Source organism: Mesorhizobium sp. WSM3866, from assembly GCF_002294795.1.
Classification (GTDB): domain Bacteria; phylum Pseudomonadota; class Alphaproteobacteria; order Rhizobiales; family Rhizobiaceae; genus Mesorhizobium.
In genome coordinates this window covers 225957-242064 of the sequence record NZ_NSGC01000002.1, presented here as the reverse complement: position 1 = coordinate 242064, position 16108 = coordinate 225957, and the positions used below count along the sequence as shown (strand labels likewise).

Sequence of the window (16108 nt, the reverse complement as noted above, 5' to 3'; positions counted from 1 at the left end):
GGACATTAACCTGTTGTAAACAAACGGGATCCGCAGCCCTTGCTCAACAAACGGGCGCAGTGCCGCAATGGCTCATGATTAAAAAATAGGCAAAATTTGGAAAATGCCTGCTTTCTAGGCTTGCCTCGAAGCCGGCTCAGCGTTTCAGCCGGATGAGGCCTTCCTGCGCGACCGAGGCGATCAGCGTTCCGTCGCGCGCGAACAGCGATCCGCGGGTGAAACCGCGCGAGCCTTGCGTGGAGGGGCTGTCCTGCGTGTAGAGGATCCAGTCGTCCAGCGAATGACTGCGGTGGAACCACATGGCATGGTCGAGGCTGGCCGCCTGGATGTCGCGATCGAAGATGGCGCGGCCATGCGCGAAGGTCGAGGTGTCGAGCAGCGTCATGTCGGAGAGATAGGCAAGCACCGCCGCCTGCGTGGCGCGGTCTTCCGGCACCGGGCCCGTGGTGCGGATCCAGATATTCTGCTCCGGCTCCAGCTTTTCGCGGCTGGTATAGTGCTTGAGCATTACCGGCTTCATCTCGATCGGCCGGTCGCGCTCCCAGTAGCGCTTGATGCCTTCCGGCACCGCCTCGCCGAACTTGCCGAGCAGCTCGCGCTGCGACAGAAGCGTGTCGGGCGCCGGCACGTTGCGCGGCATCGGCAGCTGATGCTCCAGCCCGACCTCGTCCTGCTGGAACGAGGCTTCCAGCGAGAAGATCGCCTGCCCATGCTGGATCGCCACCACCCGGCGCGTGGTGAAAGAGCCGCCGTCGCGGATGCGGTCGACCTCATAGACGATCGGAACCTTGGTGTCGCCGGGCCGCATGAAATAGCCGTGCAGCGAATGCACATGGCGCCCGGGCTCGACAGTGCGCTGGGCGGCGACCAGCGCCTGAGCGATCGTCTGGCCGCCGAACACGCGCTGCCAGTCGAGCTTGGGGCTGCGACCACGATACAGGTTGTGTTCGAGCTGCTCGAGGTCGAGAATGTCGAGAAGCTCGTCCATGGCCGCCGTCATGTTCCACCTCCCTTGAAGATGTGTCATGGCGGTTTCGGACAGGAGAGCCGGGCAGTCAAGCTGCAACGGCCGCCGCGGTGGCCGTAGGTCGCGAAAGGAAAGTGCCATGGTCGACCGCAAGGCGGATGCAGCGGACAAAAGCTCGGTGGACGTGCTGGTGGCGGGCGCCGGCTATGTCGGCCTTGCCGCGGCCGTGTCGCTGAAGCAGGCGCGACCGAGCCTTGCCGTCGCCATTGTCGATGCCGCGCCTGCCGGCGTCTGGCAGAAGGACGGCCGCGCCTCGGCGATCGCCGCAGCAGCCTGCCGCATGCTGGAGCAGCTCGGCGTCTGGGACGAGATCGCGCCCGAGGCGCAGGCGATCACCGAGATGATCATCACCGATTCGCGTGCCGCCGATCCGGTGCGGCCGGTGTTTTTGACCTTCGACGGCGAGGTGGCGCCCGGCGAACCCTTCGCCCATATGGTGGCCAACCGGGTCCTAAACGGCGCGCTGCGCCGCCGCGCCGAAAAACTCGGCATCGACGTCATCGAAGGCATGGCCGTCAGCGCCTTCGACACGAACGGCGCCGGCATCACCGTGCATCTGGCCGACGGCGCCGCGCTTAAGGCCTGCCTGCTCGTCGCCGCTGACGGCGTCAATTCGAAGCTGCGCGACATGGCCGGCATCAAGACGGTGAAATGGGAATACGGCCAGTCCGGTATCGTCTGCACGGTCGCGCATGAGCGCCCGCACAATGGCCGCGCCGAGGAACATTTTTTGCCCGCCGGCCCCTTCGCCACCTTGCCGCTGAAGCCTGAGGAGGACGGCACCAATCGCTCCTCGATCGTCTGGGTCGAGCGCACGGAAGACGCGCAGAAGCTGGTCGAGGGCGACGAATTCGTCTTCGAGCATGAGCTGGAGCAGCGCTTTGGGCTGAAGCTCGGCGAGATCCGCGTCGCCGACAAGCCGCGCGCCTGGCCGCTCGGCCTGATCCTTGCGCGCGCCTTCGTCGCACCGCGCATCGCGCTCGCCGGCGATGCGGCGCACGGCATCCATCCGATCGCCGGTCAGGGCCTCAATCTCGGCTTCAAGGATGTCGCAGCACTTGCCGAAGTGGTGGTCGAGGCCGACCGGCTCGGCCAGGATATCGGCGCGCTCGACGTGCTCGAGCGCTACCAGCAATGGCGCCGCTTCGACACGCTGCAGATGGGCGTCACCACCGACGTGCTGAACCGCCTGTTTTCCAACGACATCGGCCCGCTGCGCGCCGTGCGCGACCTCGGCCTCGGCCTCGTCGAGCGCATGCCGAAGCTCAAGGACTTCTTCATCCGTCAGGCGTCTGGCCTGTCAGGCGACACGCCGCGGCTATTGAAGGGCGAAGCGATCTAGCGCCTAGCAATTGGCCGGTGCCTACGCGACGTCGTCATCCACGGGCGGAGCGGGAGCGAAGCGGACGCCAAGACCCGAGGATCCATGCGGTGACCTTGGTCGAAGAATGCCGCCGAGCAGAATTCTGCACCGCTGCAACGCTTATAGGTAACGGAATGGATTCTATGGTCTGCGCCGCGTCGCTTCGCTCCTTGCTCCGCCATAGAATGACGATGCGAGAAGCGTTTCGGCCAATCACGAAGGTAGGCGATCCGGCCGCCACTGCTTCAGCTTAATTGACCTCAAAACCCAGCTTCTGCCGCAGCCTCACCATCCGCTGATCGGCGATGCGCAGGCGGTGCTCGCCGCCCTGTGCCACCCGGTTCAGCATGCTGAGCAGATCGTCCCGTTCGTGCGGCTCGAGGCGCTCGCGCAGGAACGGCGCCAGCTTGTCGATGACGATCGTGGTGTCGTCGACCTGCGCGGCCGCCCATTTGGCGTAGACGACGGCCTCGTCGGTTTTCTTAGGGTTGTCGGCAATCTGCGCGATCACCTCACGGATGACGGCTTCGCGCTGCGGCAGGATCGGGCCATGTTCCGAAACGATCGCGGTGATCAGCGTCGCGGCGGCCACGACCGGATCGTCGATCGCCGTCAGCGGCGAAAGTGCCGCCTGTTTGCGCAGCTTCTTGCGGCGGATATTGCCCTGCACGCGGCCGATAACGTCGGCGACCTCGCTGGCCGCCTCGTTCATCGCCTTCAGCCGGTACCACCAGATGGCCGCCACGCCGAGCAGGCCAAGCATAGCGAGCAGAAAAGGCATGCCGAATTCCCCCGAAACCGCGGCAACGATAGAAGAAGTACAGCATCGCTTCAACTCGCGACAATTGCGGCGATGAACAAACCGCTAATAGCTCCGGGTCATGACCCCGGTATGTCGTAGACAGCCCTGACCTCGACGGTGCCGAGCTCGGCCAGCGGAATGCCGTCTGCGATCGCCATCGCCTCGTCAAGATCCGCGGCCTCGACCAGGACGAAGCCGAGCAGCTGTTCTTTCGTCTCGGCGAACGGCCCGTCGGTAACCAGCCGCTTGCCCTTGCGACGCCTGAGCGACTTCGACATCTTCACCGGCTGCAGCGCCTGCGCGATGATCAGCTTGCCTTGTCGATCGAGTTCCCTGTCATAGGCGAGCGAATCGGCGTCGAGCTTGGCGGATCGTTCCGGCGTGAGCGCGAAGAGGTCCTTTTCCTCGCCGTAGACCAGCAGGACATATTTCATTGTCAGTTCCCTTCCTGCGATGAACCATAGGAGGCGACCGCGATGCTGTCAGCCTTGCTTCTGGCCGCCGCATGATCGAGCAGGCATGCCGCAATCCCGATTATGGCCACGGCCGCCGCCAGCCGGCCGAGGCCGAAGGCCGGGGGATCCAGCCAGAACTCTTCCGGTCGCTGCACCCTTCCGCCGGGGCGCCTCCAAAGTCCGAAAAACAGATTGTCCATCTTCAACCTCCTTCGGCCCCGAACTTCGTGGCCGCCCCCAGGACGGTCCGGCCGCCGGGAAGTCGACATTCTGCACGCGCTTTTTTTGAGAATTTTTTCGCGGGCGTCGACCCAATCGCGCCATGGTCTTCCGGCGCGCTCGCGCTATAGTTCAGCGGAACGCCGGCGCCCGCCGGCGCGAACCCCGACAAGCCAGGAGGACTTCATGGACCGCACCGCAAACGCCGTCTGGAAAGGCAATCTTAAAGAGGGCAAGGGCACGCTGGAGACGCAGAGCGGGACTCTGAAGGGCATACCCTATTCCTTCAAGGCGCGCTTCGAGGATGAGAGCGGCAAATCCGGCACCAATCCGGAAGAGCTGATCGCCGCCGCCCATGCCGGATGCTACGCCATGCAGCTGTCGCATTTCCTCGCCGAGAACGGCACCCCGGCCACCGCGCTCGACTCCAAGGCTGTTGTGACACTGGTGCCCGGCACCGGCATAACCGGCAGCGCCATCACCTTGGTCGGCACGGTCCCGGGCATCGATGCGGCAAAGTTCCAGGAACTGGCCGAGAAGGCCAAGGCCGAGTGCCCGGTCTCAAAGGCGCTCGGCGCCATCAAAGTCTCGCTGGACGCCAGGCTGGGCTGACGTAGGCTGCGCGGGGCAGGGATCCGTCGCGCCCCCCTCTGTCCTGCCGGACATCTCCCCCACGAGGGGGGAGATCGGATATTCGCGCCGGCTTTCGCCAGTCACCGACGCCGCGAGCGAGGCGCTGGAACTGCCAATCTCCCCCCTTGTGGGGGAGATGTCCGGCAGGACAGAGGGGGGCGCTGTCCCGCCATCATCTCACGCTAGCCGCCCAGCGCCTCGATCTTCGCCCGCAACGAAGCAACCTCTTCCTCCAGAGCCCGCACCCGCGCTTCGAGATCGGAAGCGTCGGAGGACGCCGGCGGTTCCCATGGCGCTGCGGCCGCTGATACTTCCACCGGACCGCTGAGCAGATGCACATACCGCTCCTCGCGCTGTCCGGGCGCACGTTCGAGCAGCAGAATGAGCGGTGGCCGGCGGCCGATGAGGAGGTCGAGATTGTCGCGAAGCTCTTCGATCGACCCGAAGCGCGCCATGCGCTCAGAACGGGCGAGCAGCTCATGCGCCGTCTGTGCGCCGCGCAGGAGCAGCAGACCGACGATCGCGATCTGCGGCGTGGTCAGCGAAAAGCGCTGCGCCATCAGATGTTCGTAGCGCTCGACCCGCGAAGCAAAAGCCTGGCGCACCAGACCCTTCTGTTCGAGCGAGCTGAGCGCGCGCCTAACGTCGGTCAGCTCCAGCGCCATCACCGGCTCGCGCGCCGTCTTCTGGTTGGCCGCGGCATGCGCACCGTTCAGCGTCAGCGGATAGACGTCCGGCGTCAGCTCCTTCTTCTCGATCAGCGAGCCCAGCACGCGGGCTTCGACGGAAGAGAGGACGGGGAGATCGGTCATTGGGTTTGGCTTTTCGATAAGGTCGGTTCTCCGGGTACCGATTTTGACAGAAATCGGATCGCCGCGACAAGGCAGAACCTTCGGAACGTCGGCGGGACAGCGCCCCCTCTGTCCTGCCGGACATCTCCCCCACTTGGGGGGAGATCAGCAGCTTCGCCGACGGCGCTCATCCTTCAACGTTGGCGATTGGCGAAAGCCGCGATGACAGCCAATCTCCCCACCCGTGGGGGAGATGGCCGGCAGGCCAGAGGGGGACGCGAAGAATCGCTGCGTACGAACTTGAGCCGCTAAACTCTAGACGCGCCGCTCCACCATCATCTTCTTGATCTCCGCGATCGCCTTCGCCGGATTGAGCCCCTTCGGGCAAGTTTGCGCGCAGTTCATGATGGTGTGACAGCGATAGAGCCGGAACGGATCCTCGAGGTTATCGAGCCGCTCGCCGGTCGCCTCATCGCGGGAATCGATCAGCCAGCGATAGGCCTGCAGCAGCGTTGCCGGGCCGAGATAGCGCTCGCCGTTCCACCAGTAGCTCGGGCACGAGGTCGAGCAGCAGGCGCACAGGATGCACTCATAGAGCCCATCGAGCTTCTCGCGGTCTTCATGGCTTTGCAGCCATTCCTTGGCGGGCGTCGGCGAGACCGTCTTCAGCCAGGGCTCGATCGAGGCATGCTGGGCATAGAAGTTGGTGAGGTCGGGCACGAGGTCTTTGATCACCGGCATATGCGGCAGCGGATAGATCTTCACCGCGCCGGAAATGTCTTCGGCGCCCTTGGTGCAGGCGAGCGTGTTCGAGCCGTCGATGTTCATGGCGCAGGACCCGCAAATGCCTTCGCGGCAGGAGCGGCGCAGCGTCAGCGTCGGGTCGATCTTGTTCTTGATCCACAGCAGCGCGTCGAGCACCATCGGGCCGCAATCGTCCATGTCGACGAAATAAGTGTCCATGCGCGGATTCTCGTCGTCGTCCGGCGACCAGCGGTAGATGCGGTATTCGCGCAGATTGGTGGCGCCCTCCGGCTTCGGCCAGGTCTTGCCCTGCTGGACTTTCGAATTCTTGGGTAGCGTGAGTTCGACCATTACCTGCGGTCCTTTCGGATGACGAGCTTCAGCCCGGACCAGATATCGTTGACGGCCGCGACCTTGACGTCGACAAGGTCGCGCTTGAGCGCCTCGGCGCGGATGACGTCCTCGGTGACGTCGGTCGGCACGTTCGAAGCCTTCTTCGGCCAGGAGACCCAGACCATGCCGTCGCGCTTGATCGCCGTCTCGATGCCGGCCAGGCCGTCCTCGATCTCGGCGCGCTGCCGGGTGAAAGCGTGCACGGCATCGTATTTCCGGTTGCCCGAGATCGCCGACCAGTAGGGCAGCCGATCGACCTCGGCAAACCCGACGGCTCCAGCCAACTCGTCGAGCTCGGGCGGCAGCGCGATGAAGGCGGCGACCATGCCGTCCTTCAGGCCGAGCTTGGCCGCAAGGGGCGTGCCGGAATATCCCGCGGCCGCCAATGCCATGTCAGTAGACCCTGGCCTTTGGCGCGATCTTGGCCAGGCTGATGCCGCCGTCCTTTTCCGCCAGCAGCGGGTCGGTGTGCACCGGGCGGTAGGAAAGCGTCACCTTGCCGTCCTCGCCGACGTGGGCCAGCGTGTGCTTGCGCCAGTTGGCGTCGTCGCGCGCCGAGAAATCCTCTCGCGCATGCGCGCCGCGGCTCTCCTTGCGCGCCTCGGCGCCGTAGACCGTGGCGATGGCATTGACCATCAGGTTTTCGAGCTCCAGCGTCTCGACCAGGTCCGAGTTCCAGATCATCGAGCGGTCGAAGACCTTGACGTCCTTGAGCTCGCTCCAGATCTGCGAAACGCGCTTGCAGCCATTTTCCAGCGATTCCTGCGTGCGGAACACCGCCGCGTCTTCCTGCATCGCCCGCTGCATCTTTTCGCGCAGCGCCGCGGTCGGGGTCGAGCCGCTGGCGTGGCGCAGCTTGTCGAAGCGATCCATGATCTTGTCGACCGATTCCTGATTGGGCGACGCAATCGCCGACTTGCGATCGATCACCTGGCCGGCGCGGATTGCGGCCGCGCGGCCGAACACGACCAGATCGATCAGCGAGTTGGAGCCGAGCCGGTTGGCGCCATGCACGGAGGCGCAGCCGGCTTCGCCCACCGCCATCAGGCCGGGCGACACGCGGTCGGGGTTGTCGAAGCTCGGGTTGAGCGCCTCGCCCCAATAATTGGTCGGCACGCCGCCCATATTGTAGTGGACCGTCGGCAGCACCGGGATCGGCTCCTTGGTCAGGTCGACGCCGGCGAAGATCTTGGCCGATTCCGAGATGCCCGGCAGCCGCTCGTGCAGCACCGCCGGATCGAGATGGTCGAGATGCAGGAAGATGTGGTCCTTGTTCTTGCCGACGCCGCGGCCCTCGCGGATCTCCAGCGTCATGCAGCGCGAGACCACGTCGCGCGAGGCGAGGTCCTTGGCCGACGGCGCGTAGCGCTCCATGAAGCGCTCACCCTCGGAATTGACGAGATAGCCGCCCTCGCCGCGCGCGCCTTCGGTGATCAGGCAGCCGGCGCCGTAGATGCCGGTCGGATGGAACTGCACGAACTCCATGTCCTGCAGCGGCAGCCCGGCCCGCGCGGCCATGCCGCCGCCGTCGCCGGTGCAGGTATGCGCCGAGGTGGCGGAGAAATAGGCGCGGCCATAGCCGCCGGTCGCCAGCACCACCATCTTTGCCGAGAAGCGGTGGATGGTGCCGTCGTCGAGGTTCCACGCCACCACGCCGGTGCATGTGCCGCCCGGCTCCATGATCAGGTCGAGCGCGAAATACTCGATGAAGAACTGCGCGTTGTTCTTCAGCGACTGGCCGTAGAGCGTATGCAGGATGGCGTGCCCGGTGCGGTCGGCGGCGGCGCAGGTGCGCTGAACCGGCGGGCCGTCGCCATAATTCATCATGTGGCCGCCGAACGGCCGCTGATAGATCTTGCCCTCTTCGGTGCGCGAGAATGGCACGCCGTAATGCTCGAGCTCATAGACGGCGGCCGGCGCCTCGCGCACCATGTATTCCATGGCGTCGACGTCGCCCAGCCAGTCTGAGCCCTTGACGGTGTCGTACATGTGCCATTGCCAGGAATCGGGGCCCATGTTGGAGAGCGAGGCGGCGATGCCGCCTTGCGCCGCGACCGTGTGCGAGCGCGTCGGGAACACCTTGGTGATGCAGGCGGTGCGTAGCCCCTGCTCGGCCATGCCGAGCGTGGCGCGCAACCCGGCACCGCCGGCGCCGACGATCACCACATCGAATTTGTGATCGACAAAGGTGTAGGCCGAAGCCGTGCTGGCTGTGTTTGCGTTGGCCAAGACGTCAGCCTCCGAATGCGAGTTTGAGCAGAGCGAAGAGTGAGGCGACGCCGACTGCTATTGAGAAGAATGTGTTGAGGGCGATCAGCGCCAGCTTCATGCCCTCGCCATGCACATAGTCCTCGATGATGACCTGCATGCCGATCCGCATGTGGTAGAGCGCGGAAATCAGCACCAACGACAGCACCAGCGCCACGAAGGGGTTCGCGAGCGACGCCCGCACTTCAGCATAGCCGTGGCCGTTGAGGGCGATCAGGAAGCCGACGAAGAACAGGATGAGCGGGATATTGGCCACCGCCGTCAGCCGCTGGCGCCAGAAATGGCCGGTACCCTCACGGGCCGAACCAAGGCCGCGAACCCTCCCGAGCGGCGTGCGCATGTCCGAATTCTTTGCGGTCATCAGAGTGCCCCCCGCGCCATGTAGCCCGCGATCCAGATCAGCAGCGTCAGCACGATCGAGCCGGCGAGCGTTGCCCATGCGATCCTCGAGGCGGTGTGTTTTTCGAGCCCGGCGCCGGTGTCCCAGACGAGATGGCGCAACCCGCCCAGCATGTGGTGCATCAGCGCCCAGGTGTAGCCGAACAGGACCAGTCGGCCGAGCCAGGAGCCGAAGGCCCAGTTGACCCAGTCGAACGCAGCCTGCGAACTCGACGCAGCGATCAACCAGGCCGCCACCAGGAGCGTACCGAAATAGAGCGCGCCGCCGGTGATGCGATGGATGATCGACATCGTCATCGTGATCGGGGGCCTGTAAATCGTCAGGTGCGGCGAAAGCGGCCGTTCACGTCTGGCAATTGCGCGGGTGGCTGGTGATTTGCTCATGGCTCCCCCAGATCGGCGTTCCTGAGCCGCGAAGGATGCGGCTTTTGCCGCCACGACATAGGGCCTCGGATAGCGGGTTTCTAATGCGCTTTTTGCACCGCGTCAAAGCCGGAAAATCGTTTTGGAAACGTCATTTAGTCTGACAAAACGGGGAAATTCAGCTTCAATCGATTAGCGGCCGATCTGCAGCCGGCGCAACGTCGCTGCAGTGCAATAAGATCCGTTATCTTTTGCAGCTCTGCGGCGTGGACCCCTTTTTCATCACCAGCGCCTCGCGACCGTCGATCACGATTGCGTCATGTGTCGCCGCTTCCTGGTAGCGGCTGGTCTGGTTGGCGGGCGACGCTGGAAACACTTCGGCCGAGCCATCCGGCCCGAGCACGCGCAGCGAAGAGCCGAGATTTTGGATGGTGATCATGCCGCCATCGCCGCATCTGTAGGTGGCCGTTCCGACGCCGGCTCGCGGCATGGTCAAGTCGGTGGTGATTTTGGTTGCGGGTGGCGAAGCTGTTGCCGATGTCTTGGGCGCTGCGGCAGCTCCGGCCCCGGGAGCGACGGGTTGGCTGGTTGGAACGGGCGAGACTGTTGGCGATAAAGTATTCGCCGCCTTCGGCACGCCGTCCTGCGGCACGCAGGCCGCAGCCGCAAGAAGCAGCGGAACAACGAGCGACACCCAAATCGCGCGGCCAAACATCATGTGCTGCCCCTTTCGCGCGCGGCACGCTAGCCACGCAATGCGCCAAGATCAAGCTCGCCTGGGCCGGGGCGGGGCGATGGACGGAGTGGTGCCAAGGCGCCGAAATTAACCATGTTCATTAAGTTCCCCTCCTGAAGCCTGTCTGCCCCTTAACAAAGGTTAAGAAAGGGTTAATTTCCGATTCGCACGACGTTTGCAGGGCGATCCCGAGGGTCGCACCGTCCAAGGGAGAGCGACATGCGTTCGAATTCAGTGCGGGCAGGCCTGGCGGTCGCGACGCTGGCTGCACTTGCCACCGCCGTTGCTGTGCCGGCCGAAGCCGGCCTGCGCCATCATGACCGCGTCTATGCCGATTCCTTCGGCAATCTCGTCATCGACAGCGCCGCCGGCTACAAGCGCATCATCGTCGGCGAGGGCCGGCACGCCAAGCAGCTCTCGAACTTCACCGGCGCCGGCCAGCCAGATGTCATCTACGATTCCGACGCTGCCGGCGCCCCGGGCTGCTACCAGCCGCCGGTCTTCATCAAGGGCCGTTCCTATATGTACGGCCTCTCCGACGGCGAGATGCCCAACCTCAGCCCCTGCCGCTGACCGCCGGGAACTGCCGGCGCGCGGTCCCGAGCGAGACGCGCACGCAGTCGCGGCCGGCATTCTTGGCCGCGTAAAGCGCTTCGTCGGCGCGCCGCAGCAGATCTGGAAAATCCTCATCCGTGGCAAGCTCGGCGACGCCGAAGCTCGCGCTGCAGCGATGATCGGCGGGCAGGCCTTCGATCGGCAGCCCGCCAAACGCGCTGCGCGCGCCTTCCGCGAACAATCGCGCGGCAGCAAGGTTGGTACCGGGCAGGATGATGGCGAATTCCTCGCCGCCGATGCGGCCGGCGACGTGATGCTCGGCCGCCGCCTCGCGCAGCAGGCCTGCGAAGGTCTCGATGACACGATCGCCGCAGGCATGCCCGTAGCTGTCGTTGATCCTCTTGAAGTGATCGAGGTCGGCGATGACCAGCGCCACCGGTACGCCCCGGCGCACCGCATCGCGCAACGCCAACTCGGCATGGCGTTCGAAACCGCCGCGGTTGAGGAGCCGCGACAGCGTGTCCGTCTCCGATTTCGACATCGCCTCGGCCAGCACGTCGCGCACCAGGATGGCGAGCGCGAGCAGCGCCAGCGCCAGACCGAACACGGTGCCAAGCGACTGCGACACCAGTGCATAACCCGTCTGCACATAGGATTGCGGATTGGCGCCCCAGCCGCCCAGCGCGCCGGCGATGAAAGGCTTTGATGCGAACTGCAGGGCGCTTGCCGCGAGCACGAGCATCAGGAGGTGATCGAGCCGCTCGAGCCGCTGCCTGGAGGACAGCACGATGCCAAGCGCGGTGCACTGCATGGCCGCATAAGGAAGCTGATAGGCCAACATGCGGGTGAGCGAGTATCGCGGCAGGTCCTGCACCAGATAGACGGCGGCCGAGGCCACGGCCAGGAAGACCAGCATCGGCGCCCAGGGCGGCGTCACGCCATATTTGTGGGCAAGCCCGCCGTTGAAAGCGATGGTTGCGCCGAGGAAGACAGCGAAGGCCATGACAACCGGCAGCTGGGCATCGGCAAAAGCGGGGATACTGAACTCGATGGCAAAATAGGCCATGCCGAGCAAATAGCCGAAAGCCAGCCAGCGCGCCGACACACGCCCGACGTCGTGGACGGCGATCGCCGCGAAGGCCGCGGCCAACAGCCCGGCGACGAGCAGATTGATCACCAGGATGAAATCAGCGCTGCCCATGTTCCCTTCGAAGCCCCCCGGGCAGAAAACCATCGACGGGCGAAAAACACGTTAACGTCCGTCGCCTTCGGGCAGTGATGTTGGCTGTTGTCAGGTGCTCTGGAGCCTGCGATTTTCAGCCGACGCTCACCGCTTCGGGCACGAAGGCGGTTTCGGGGCGCTCGTAGGAAAGGCGGACGCTGTCGCGGCCATTCCTCTTGGCCTTGTAGAGCGCCTCGTCGGCGCGCCGCATCAGCGGCGCCAGCCCTTCCGCGCCGCTGCGGGCCGCAACGCCGAAGCTCGCTGTCACCCTGGTGCCGGGCGGCAGGCCGTCGACGGCCCCGGCCGAATAGAAAGTGCGGATCGCTTCGGCGAAAAGGCGCGCCGCGGCGAGATCGCTGAGCGGCAGGAGCACGGCGAACTCTTCGCCGCCGATGCGGCCCGCAGCCCCGCGCGCGCCCGTGGCAAAGCGCAGCTTGGCAGCGAAGTCGGCAATCACTCGGTCGCCCGCCTCATGTCCGTGCTGGTCATTGAGCGCCTTGAAGTGATCGAGGTCGGCAAGCACCAGCGCGACGGGAAACCCGGCCTTGGCGCATTGATCGAGCAGCAGTGCTGCCCGGTCTTCGAAGCCGCGGCGGTTGAGAAGACCGGACAACGGGTCGGTGTGCGTCTCGGCCTTCAGTGCCTTCAGCACGTCGAGGGCGGCCGCCGTGAACAGGCAGAGCGCGATCAGAAGCGACAAAAGCGCGTGCGAGAGCAGCGCCGTCGTCCAGTAGGACGAGCCGTAGAAGCCGTCATAGCTTGGGAACGGTCCATGCGCGATGACGACGATCAGGGTACGGGCGGTGAAATTCAGCGCGGAAAGCAGGGCCAGCGCGACCAGGATTTTCTCAGGGCCATTGTTGCGCACTGTCCTGAGCTCGGCGGCGACGAGCAGGCTCAGGCCGCCGAAGCCGAAATTCATGCTGAGCACGCGCCAGGTAAGATCCGGCTCGACGAACATGAACCATGCGAAGGCGGCGAGCCCGCCGCCGGCCATGAGCCCGATGCCGAAATAAGGCACGCGCCGGCCGTAGCGGGCGATGATCGCGCCGGAAAGGCAGCAGGCGGCTATCGTGAAACATATGTTGGAGATCAGCTTGGTCGCCACGATGCCGAGCGGCAGCGTGAAATATTGCAGCAGGAAACCCGACGCCGACAGGCAGTAGCTCGCCGCCAGCACCGCCAGATACGGACGATGGCGCTGGTAGAACCACAGCACGAGGAACGCAGCGCCGAGCGCCAGCGCTATCGTCGGATTGAGCAGCGCTATGAGCAGACCGGTGTCCAACGGACCGTGACTTCCCCAAGTTACCCAAGGTGAGATGCTAGTCGGGAAGCACAAACAAGCGGTTAAGCGACGGCTTGGAACAGCTCCGGGAGACCGGCGTTCTCAACACAAAACAGGAGAACGCCGATGGCCGGTACAATCACCCTGACCGAGCACGATGCGATCCGTTCCTGGGCGGCGGCGCGCGCCGGATTTCCGGCCATTGTCGACATTTCGCCCGAGGCCGGCACGCAACCCATGCTGCGCCTGGTTTTTGGCCAGAACGCCTATGAGGACGACGACCGCCCGGAGCGGCCTCCCAACGCCGGCGGCTACGAGCTGGTCGAATGGGACGAGTGGTTCAAGATTTTCGACGAGCAGCAACTGGCGCTGATCGTCGCTGCCGACGAGCCTGGCCGACGTGAGGAGTTCCACGAGATTATCCGGCTCGGCGACCGCTGAGCGACAAAAGGCCCGGAACGCGGTGCGCTCCGGGCCTTTGATCGCGTCCGCGGCAGGCCGTTACTTCCAGTCGCGGATATCGACGAAATGGCCGGCGATTGCCGCCGCCGCCGCCATGGCCGGCGAGACAAGATGGGTGCGGCCCTTAAAACCCTGCCGGCCCTCGAAATTGCGGTTCGAAGTCGAGGCGCAGCGCTCATGCGGCTTCAGCCGGTCGTCGTTCATCGCCAGGCACATCGAGCAGCCGGGCTCGCGCCAGTCGAAGCCCGCGGCGACGAAGATCTTGTCGAGCCCTTCGGCTTCGGCCTGCTCCTTCACCAGGCCGGAGCCCGGCACGATCATGGCGTTCACGCGCGGATTGACCTTCTTGCCCTCGACAACCTTGGCGGCGGCGCGCAGGTCCTCGATGCGGCCATTGGTGCAGGACCCGATGAAGACGCGGTCGAGCGTGATGTCGGTGATCTTGGTTCCGGGCGTCAGCCCCATATAGTCGAGCGCGCGCAGCTTCGAGGAACGCTTGTTCTCGTCGGCGATGTCGGCCGGATTCGGCACGAAACCCTGCACCGAGACGACATCCTCGGGCGAGGAGCCCCAGGAGACGATCGGCGGCAGTTTTTGCGCATCGAGCACGACCACCTTGTCGAAATGCGCACCTTCGTCGGAATGCAGCGTCTTCCAGTAGGCAAGCGCGGCGTCCCAGGCGGCGCCCTTCGGCGCGCGCGGCTTGTCCTTCACATAGGCGAAGGTGGTCTCGTCCGGCGCGATCAAGCCGGCGCGCGCACCGCCTTCGATCGACATGTTGCAGATCGTCATGCGACCTTCCATCGACAGCGAGCGGATCGCCTCGCCCGCATATTCGATGACGTAGCCGGTGCCGCCGGCAGTGCCGATCTCGCCGATGATGGCGAGGATGATGTCCTTGGCGGTGACGCCTTCCGGAAGCTGGCCGTCAACGCGCACCAGCATGTTCTTGGCCTTGCGCTGGATCAAAGTTTGCGTCGCCAGCACATGCTCGACTTCCGAAGTGCCGATGCCGTGCGCCAGCGCGCCGAACGCACCGTGCGTGGAGGTGTGGCTGTCGCCGCAGACAATGGTCATGCCGGGCAGCGTGAAGCCTTGCTCCGGCCCGATGATGTGGACGATGCCCTGGCGGACGTCGTTCTCCGAATAATATTCGATGCCGAAATCCTTGGCATTCTTGGCCAGCGCCTCGACCTGGATGCGGCTTTCCTCGTTCTTGATGCCGAACTTGCGCTCGGGCGAGGTCGGCACGTTGTGGTCGACCACGGCGAGCGTCTTCTCAGGATGGCGAACGTCTCGGCCGCTCATGCGCAGGCCTTCGAAGGCCTGCGGGCTGGTGACCTCGTGGACGAGGTGGCGGTCGATATAGAGCAGGCAGGTGCCGTCGTCCTGGCGGTCGACGACATGGTCGTCGAATATCTTGTCGTAGAGGGTGCGCGGTGCGCTCATGTGCGTAAATCCGTCGATATGAGAATGGCAAAAGCTGGCGCCGGGGCTTCCGACCGGCGAAGCGACCGGATCGGTCGCCTCAGCTAAGTCGGCTGGTGAGCGCGCCGCAGACGCGCGCGGCAAATCGCGACGGCAGGCGCTTCCTGTCCTGCAGCACGAAACCCTTATAGGCCGGATCGCTGAAAAGCTCTTCCATGGCGCTGCTCATATCAACGTTTTGGCTTTTCGGCAATTGCGGTAGCTTTGCCTTCTCCCCTTGTGGGAGAAGGGGAAGCCGCGCTCACAGCACCTCGAATACGAAAGTCTTCACCAGCGCGTCCGGGTCGCCGATCGCATAGCAGCGAAACCACGGACTTTCCTCGGCCAGCCGCCATTTCCTTGCCTGCCTGAGATCGTCGAACACCGCCTGGAAGCCACCGCTCTCAAAAACCTGGTCGCGCACTGTGAAGATGGCGTGGCCGCCGCTCTTCGTGATGCGCACGAGTTCGTGCAGGCCCTCGGCCGGCGCGTGGCCGATGGTGAAGACGCCGGTCGAGAAGAAGGCGCGGAAATGACTGTCGGGCCAGGGCAGCGGACCGCCGAGCATCGCCTTCTTCAGCTCGCCATAGGCATTGCGGCTGCCTGCGATCTTCAGCATTTCGTCTGAAAGGTCGAGACCGCAGATGTCGCCATAGCCCAGCGCTTTCAATGACGGCCCGGACAGGCCGGTGCCGCAGCCGGCGTCGAGCAGCGGGCCTTCGCCCGCCGGCACATGCCGCGCCACCCAGGCGGTGATAAGGAAGGGCAGCAGATAGCCGAGCGAGGCGGTCTCGCCGTCATAGGTCGCCGCCCATTCGGCATAGGCCTTGGCGAGCGCCTCCGGCGTCTCGGCCGAATAGACGGAATCCAGCGCCGCATTGGGCTTGTCGAAATTCATGGGTCAGCTCCTGGACGTTACTA

The 16108-nt window shown here is 64.8% G+C and carries 19 protein-coding genes; 4 read left to right on the top strand and 15 right to left on the bottom strand.

The genetic code is table 11. From position 1 onward, the window contains the following. Positions 1-136: 136 nt before the first annotated feature. On the bottom strand, positions 137-1000 hold the full coding sequence (gene tesB / locus CK222_RS05350; protein WP_066998363.1) for an acyl-CoA thioesterase II: 864 nt from the start codon (positions 998-1000) through the stop codon (positions 137-139). A 106-nt stretch (positions 1001-1106) separates the two neighbouring features. Here tesB and CK222_RS05345 point away from each other — a divergent pair, with 106 nt between their 5' ends. Then, complete coding sequence (locus CK222_RS05345) at positions 1107-2369, top strand: ubiquinone biosynthesis hydroxylase (RefSeq protein WP_095799647.1); 1263 nt, start codon at positions 1107-1109, stop codon at positions 2367-2369. Between the two features lie 271 nt (positions 2370-2640). Here CK222_RS05345 and CK222_RS05340 read toward each other — a convergent pair whose 3' ends face one another. The 3 genes from CK222_RS05340 to CK222_RS05330 all read right to left on the bottom strand — a co-directional run bounded on the left by CK222_RS05340 (position 2641) and on the right by CK222_RS05330 (position 3847). Beyond that, entirely contained in the window at positions 2641-3171 is a 531-nt protein-coding gene (locus tag CK222_RS05340) for a hypothetical protein (RefSeq protein WP_095799646.1), read from the bottom strand. Between the two features lie 98 nt (positions 3172-3269). Beyond that, positions 3270-3626 carry a YciI family protein gene (locus CK222_RS05335; RefSeq protein WP_095799645.1) on the bottom strand — a complete coding sequence of 119 codons (357 nt, stop codon included), beginning with the start codon at positions 3624-3626 and terminating at the stop codon, positions 3270-3272. Between the two features lie 2 nt (positions 3627-3628). Beyond that, positions 3629-3847 carry a hypothetical protein gene (locus CK222_RS05330; RefSeq protein ID WP_095799644.1) on the bottom strand — a complete coding sequence of 73 codons (219 nt, stop codon included), beginning with the start codon at positions 3845-3847 and terminating at the stop codon, positions 3629-3631. Between the two features lie 205 nt (positions 3848-4052). On the opposite strand from CK222_RS05330, the gene CK222_RS05325 reads away from it, so the two are divergent. Next, on the top strand, positions 4053-4478 hold the full coding sequence (locus CK222_RS05325) for an OsmC family protein (protein ID WP_095799953.1): 426 nt from the start codon (positions 4053-4055) through the stop codon (positions 4476-4478). 203 nt (positions 4479-4681) lie between these two features. Here CK222_RS05325 and CK222_RS05315 read toward each other — a convergent pair whose 3' ends face one another. From CK222_RS05315 to CK222_RS33510, 7 genes are all read right to left on the bottom strand, one after another. Continuing rightward, complete coding sequence (locus CK222_RS05315; RefSeq protein WP_095782700.1) at positions 4682-5311, bottom strand: DUF480 domain-containing protein; 630 nt, start codon at positions 5309-5311, stop codon at positions 4682-4684. Positions 5312-5605: 294 nt separating this feature from the next. Then, positions 5606-6385 (bottom strand): succinate dehydrogenase iron-sulfur subunit, encoded by a 780-nt coding sequence (locus CK222_RS05310; protein WP_066991866.1) that lies wholly within the window; start codon positions 6383-6385, stop codon positions 5606-5608. Beyond that, complete coding sequence (locus CK222_RS05305) at positions 6385-6819, bottom strand: DUF3052 family protein (protein WP_095799643.1); 435 nt, start codon at positions 6817-6819, stop codon at positions 6385-6387. The genes CK222_RS05310 and CK222_RS05305 overlap by 1 nt, the downstream gene beginning before the upstream one ends. 1 nt (position 6820) lies before the next feature. Continuing rightward, entirely contained in the window at positions 6821-8656 is a 1836-nt protein-coding gene (gene sdhA / locus CK222_RS05300; protein WP_095799642.1) for a succinate dehydrogenase flavoprotein subunit, read from the bottom strand. Positions 8657-8660: 4 nt separating this feature from the next. After that, positions 8661-9056, bottom strand: coding sequence for a succinate dehydrogenase, hydrophobic membrane anchor protein (gene sdhD, locus CK222_RS05295; RefSeq protein WP_095799641.1), 396 nt, complete (start codon positions 9054-9056; stop codon positions 8661-8663). Then, positions 9056-9478: a succinate dehydrogenase, cytochrome b556 subunit gene (gene sdhC / locus CK222_RS05290; protein WP_067322933.1), complete on the bottom strand. Its 423-nt coding sequence runs from the start codon at positions 9476-9478 to the stop codon at positions 9056-9058. Before sdhC ends, sdhD begins: the two co-directional genes overlap by 1 nt. Before the next feature lie 223 nt (positions 9479-9701). Next, complete coding sequence (locus tag CK222_RS33510; protein WP_336619659.1) at positions 9702-9896, bottom strand: hypothetical protein; 195 nt, start codon at positions 9894-9896, stop codon at positions 9702-9704. A gap of 516 nt (positions 9897-10412) precedes the next feature. On the opposite strand from CK222_RS33510, the gene CK222_RS05280 reads away from it, so the two are divergent. After that, positions 10413-10766, top strand: coding sequence for a hypothetical protein (locus CK222_RS05280; protein ID WP_095799639.1), 354 nt, complete (start codon positions 10413-10415; stop codon positions 10764-10766). On the opposite strand, the gene CK222_RS05275 is transcribed toward CK222_RS05280, so the two are convergent. Together CK222_RS05275 and CK222_RS05270 are read right to left on the bottom strand one after the other, a co-directional pair. Further along, positions 10750-11949, bottom strand: coding sequence for a GGDEF domain-containing protein (locus CK222_RS05275; RefSeq protein WP_095799638.1), 1200 nt, complete (start codon positions 11947-11949; stop codon positions 10750-10752). The two genes, CK222_RS05280 and CK222_RS05275, sit on opposite strands and share 17 nt — an antisense overlap. Positions 11950-12064: 115 nt before the next feature. Continuing rightward, positions 12065-13258: a GGDEF domain-containing protein gene (locus CK222_RS05270; RefSeq protein ID WP_067322920.1), complete on the bottom strand. Its 1194-nt coding sequence runs from the start codon at positions 13256-13258 to the stop codon at positions 12065-12067. Between the two features lie 126 nt (positions 13259-13384). Here CK222_RS05270 and CK222_RS05265 point away from each other — a divergent pair, with 126 nt between their 5' ends. Further along, on the top strand, positions 13385-13699 hold the full coding sequence (locus CK222_RS05265; RefSeq protein ID WP_066991843.1) for a hypothetical protein: 315 nt from the start codon (positions 13385-13387) through the stop codon (positions 13697-13699). A gap of 60 nt (positions 13700-13759) precedes the next feature. Here CK222_RS05265 and leuC read toward each other — a convergent pair whose 3' ends face one another. Both leuC and CK222_RS05250 read right to left on the bottom strand, forming a co-directional pair. Further along, positions 13760-15169: a 3-isopropylmalate dehydratase large subunit gene (gene leuC / locus CK222_RS05260; protein ID WP_066991840.1), complete on the bottom strand. Its 1410-nt coding sequence runs from the start codon at positions 15167-15169 to the stop codon at positions 13760-13762. A gap of 280 nt (positions 15170-15449) precedes the next feature. Then, positions 15450-16085, bottom strand: coding sequence for a class I SAM-dependent methyltransferase (locus tag CK222_RS05250; protein WP_095799637.1), 636 nt, complete (start codon positions 16083-16085; stop codon positions 15450-15452). Positions 16086-16108: the final 23 nt, after the last annotated feature.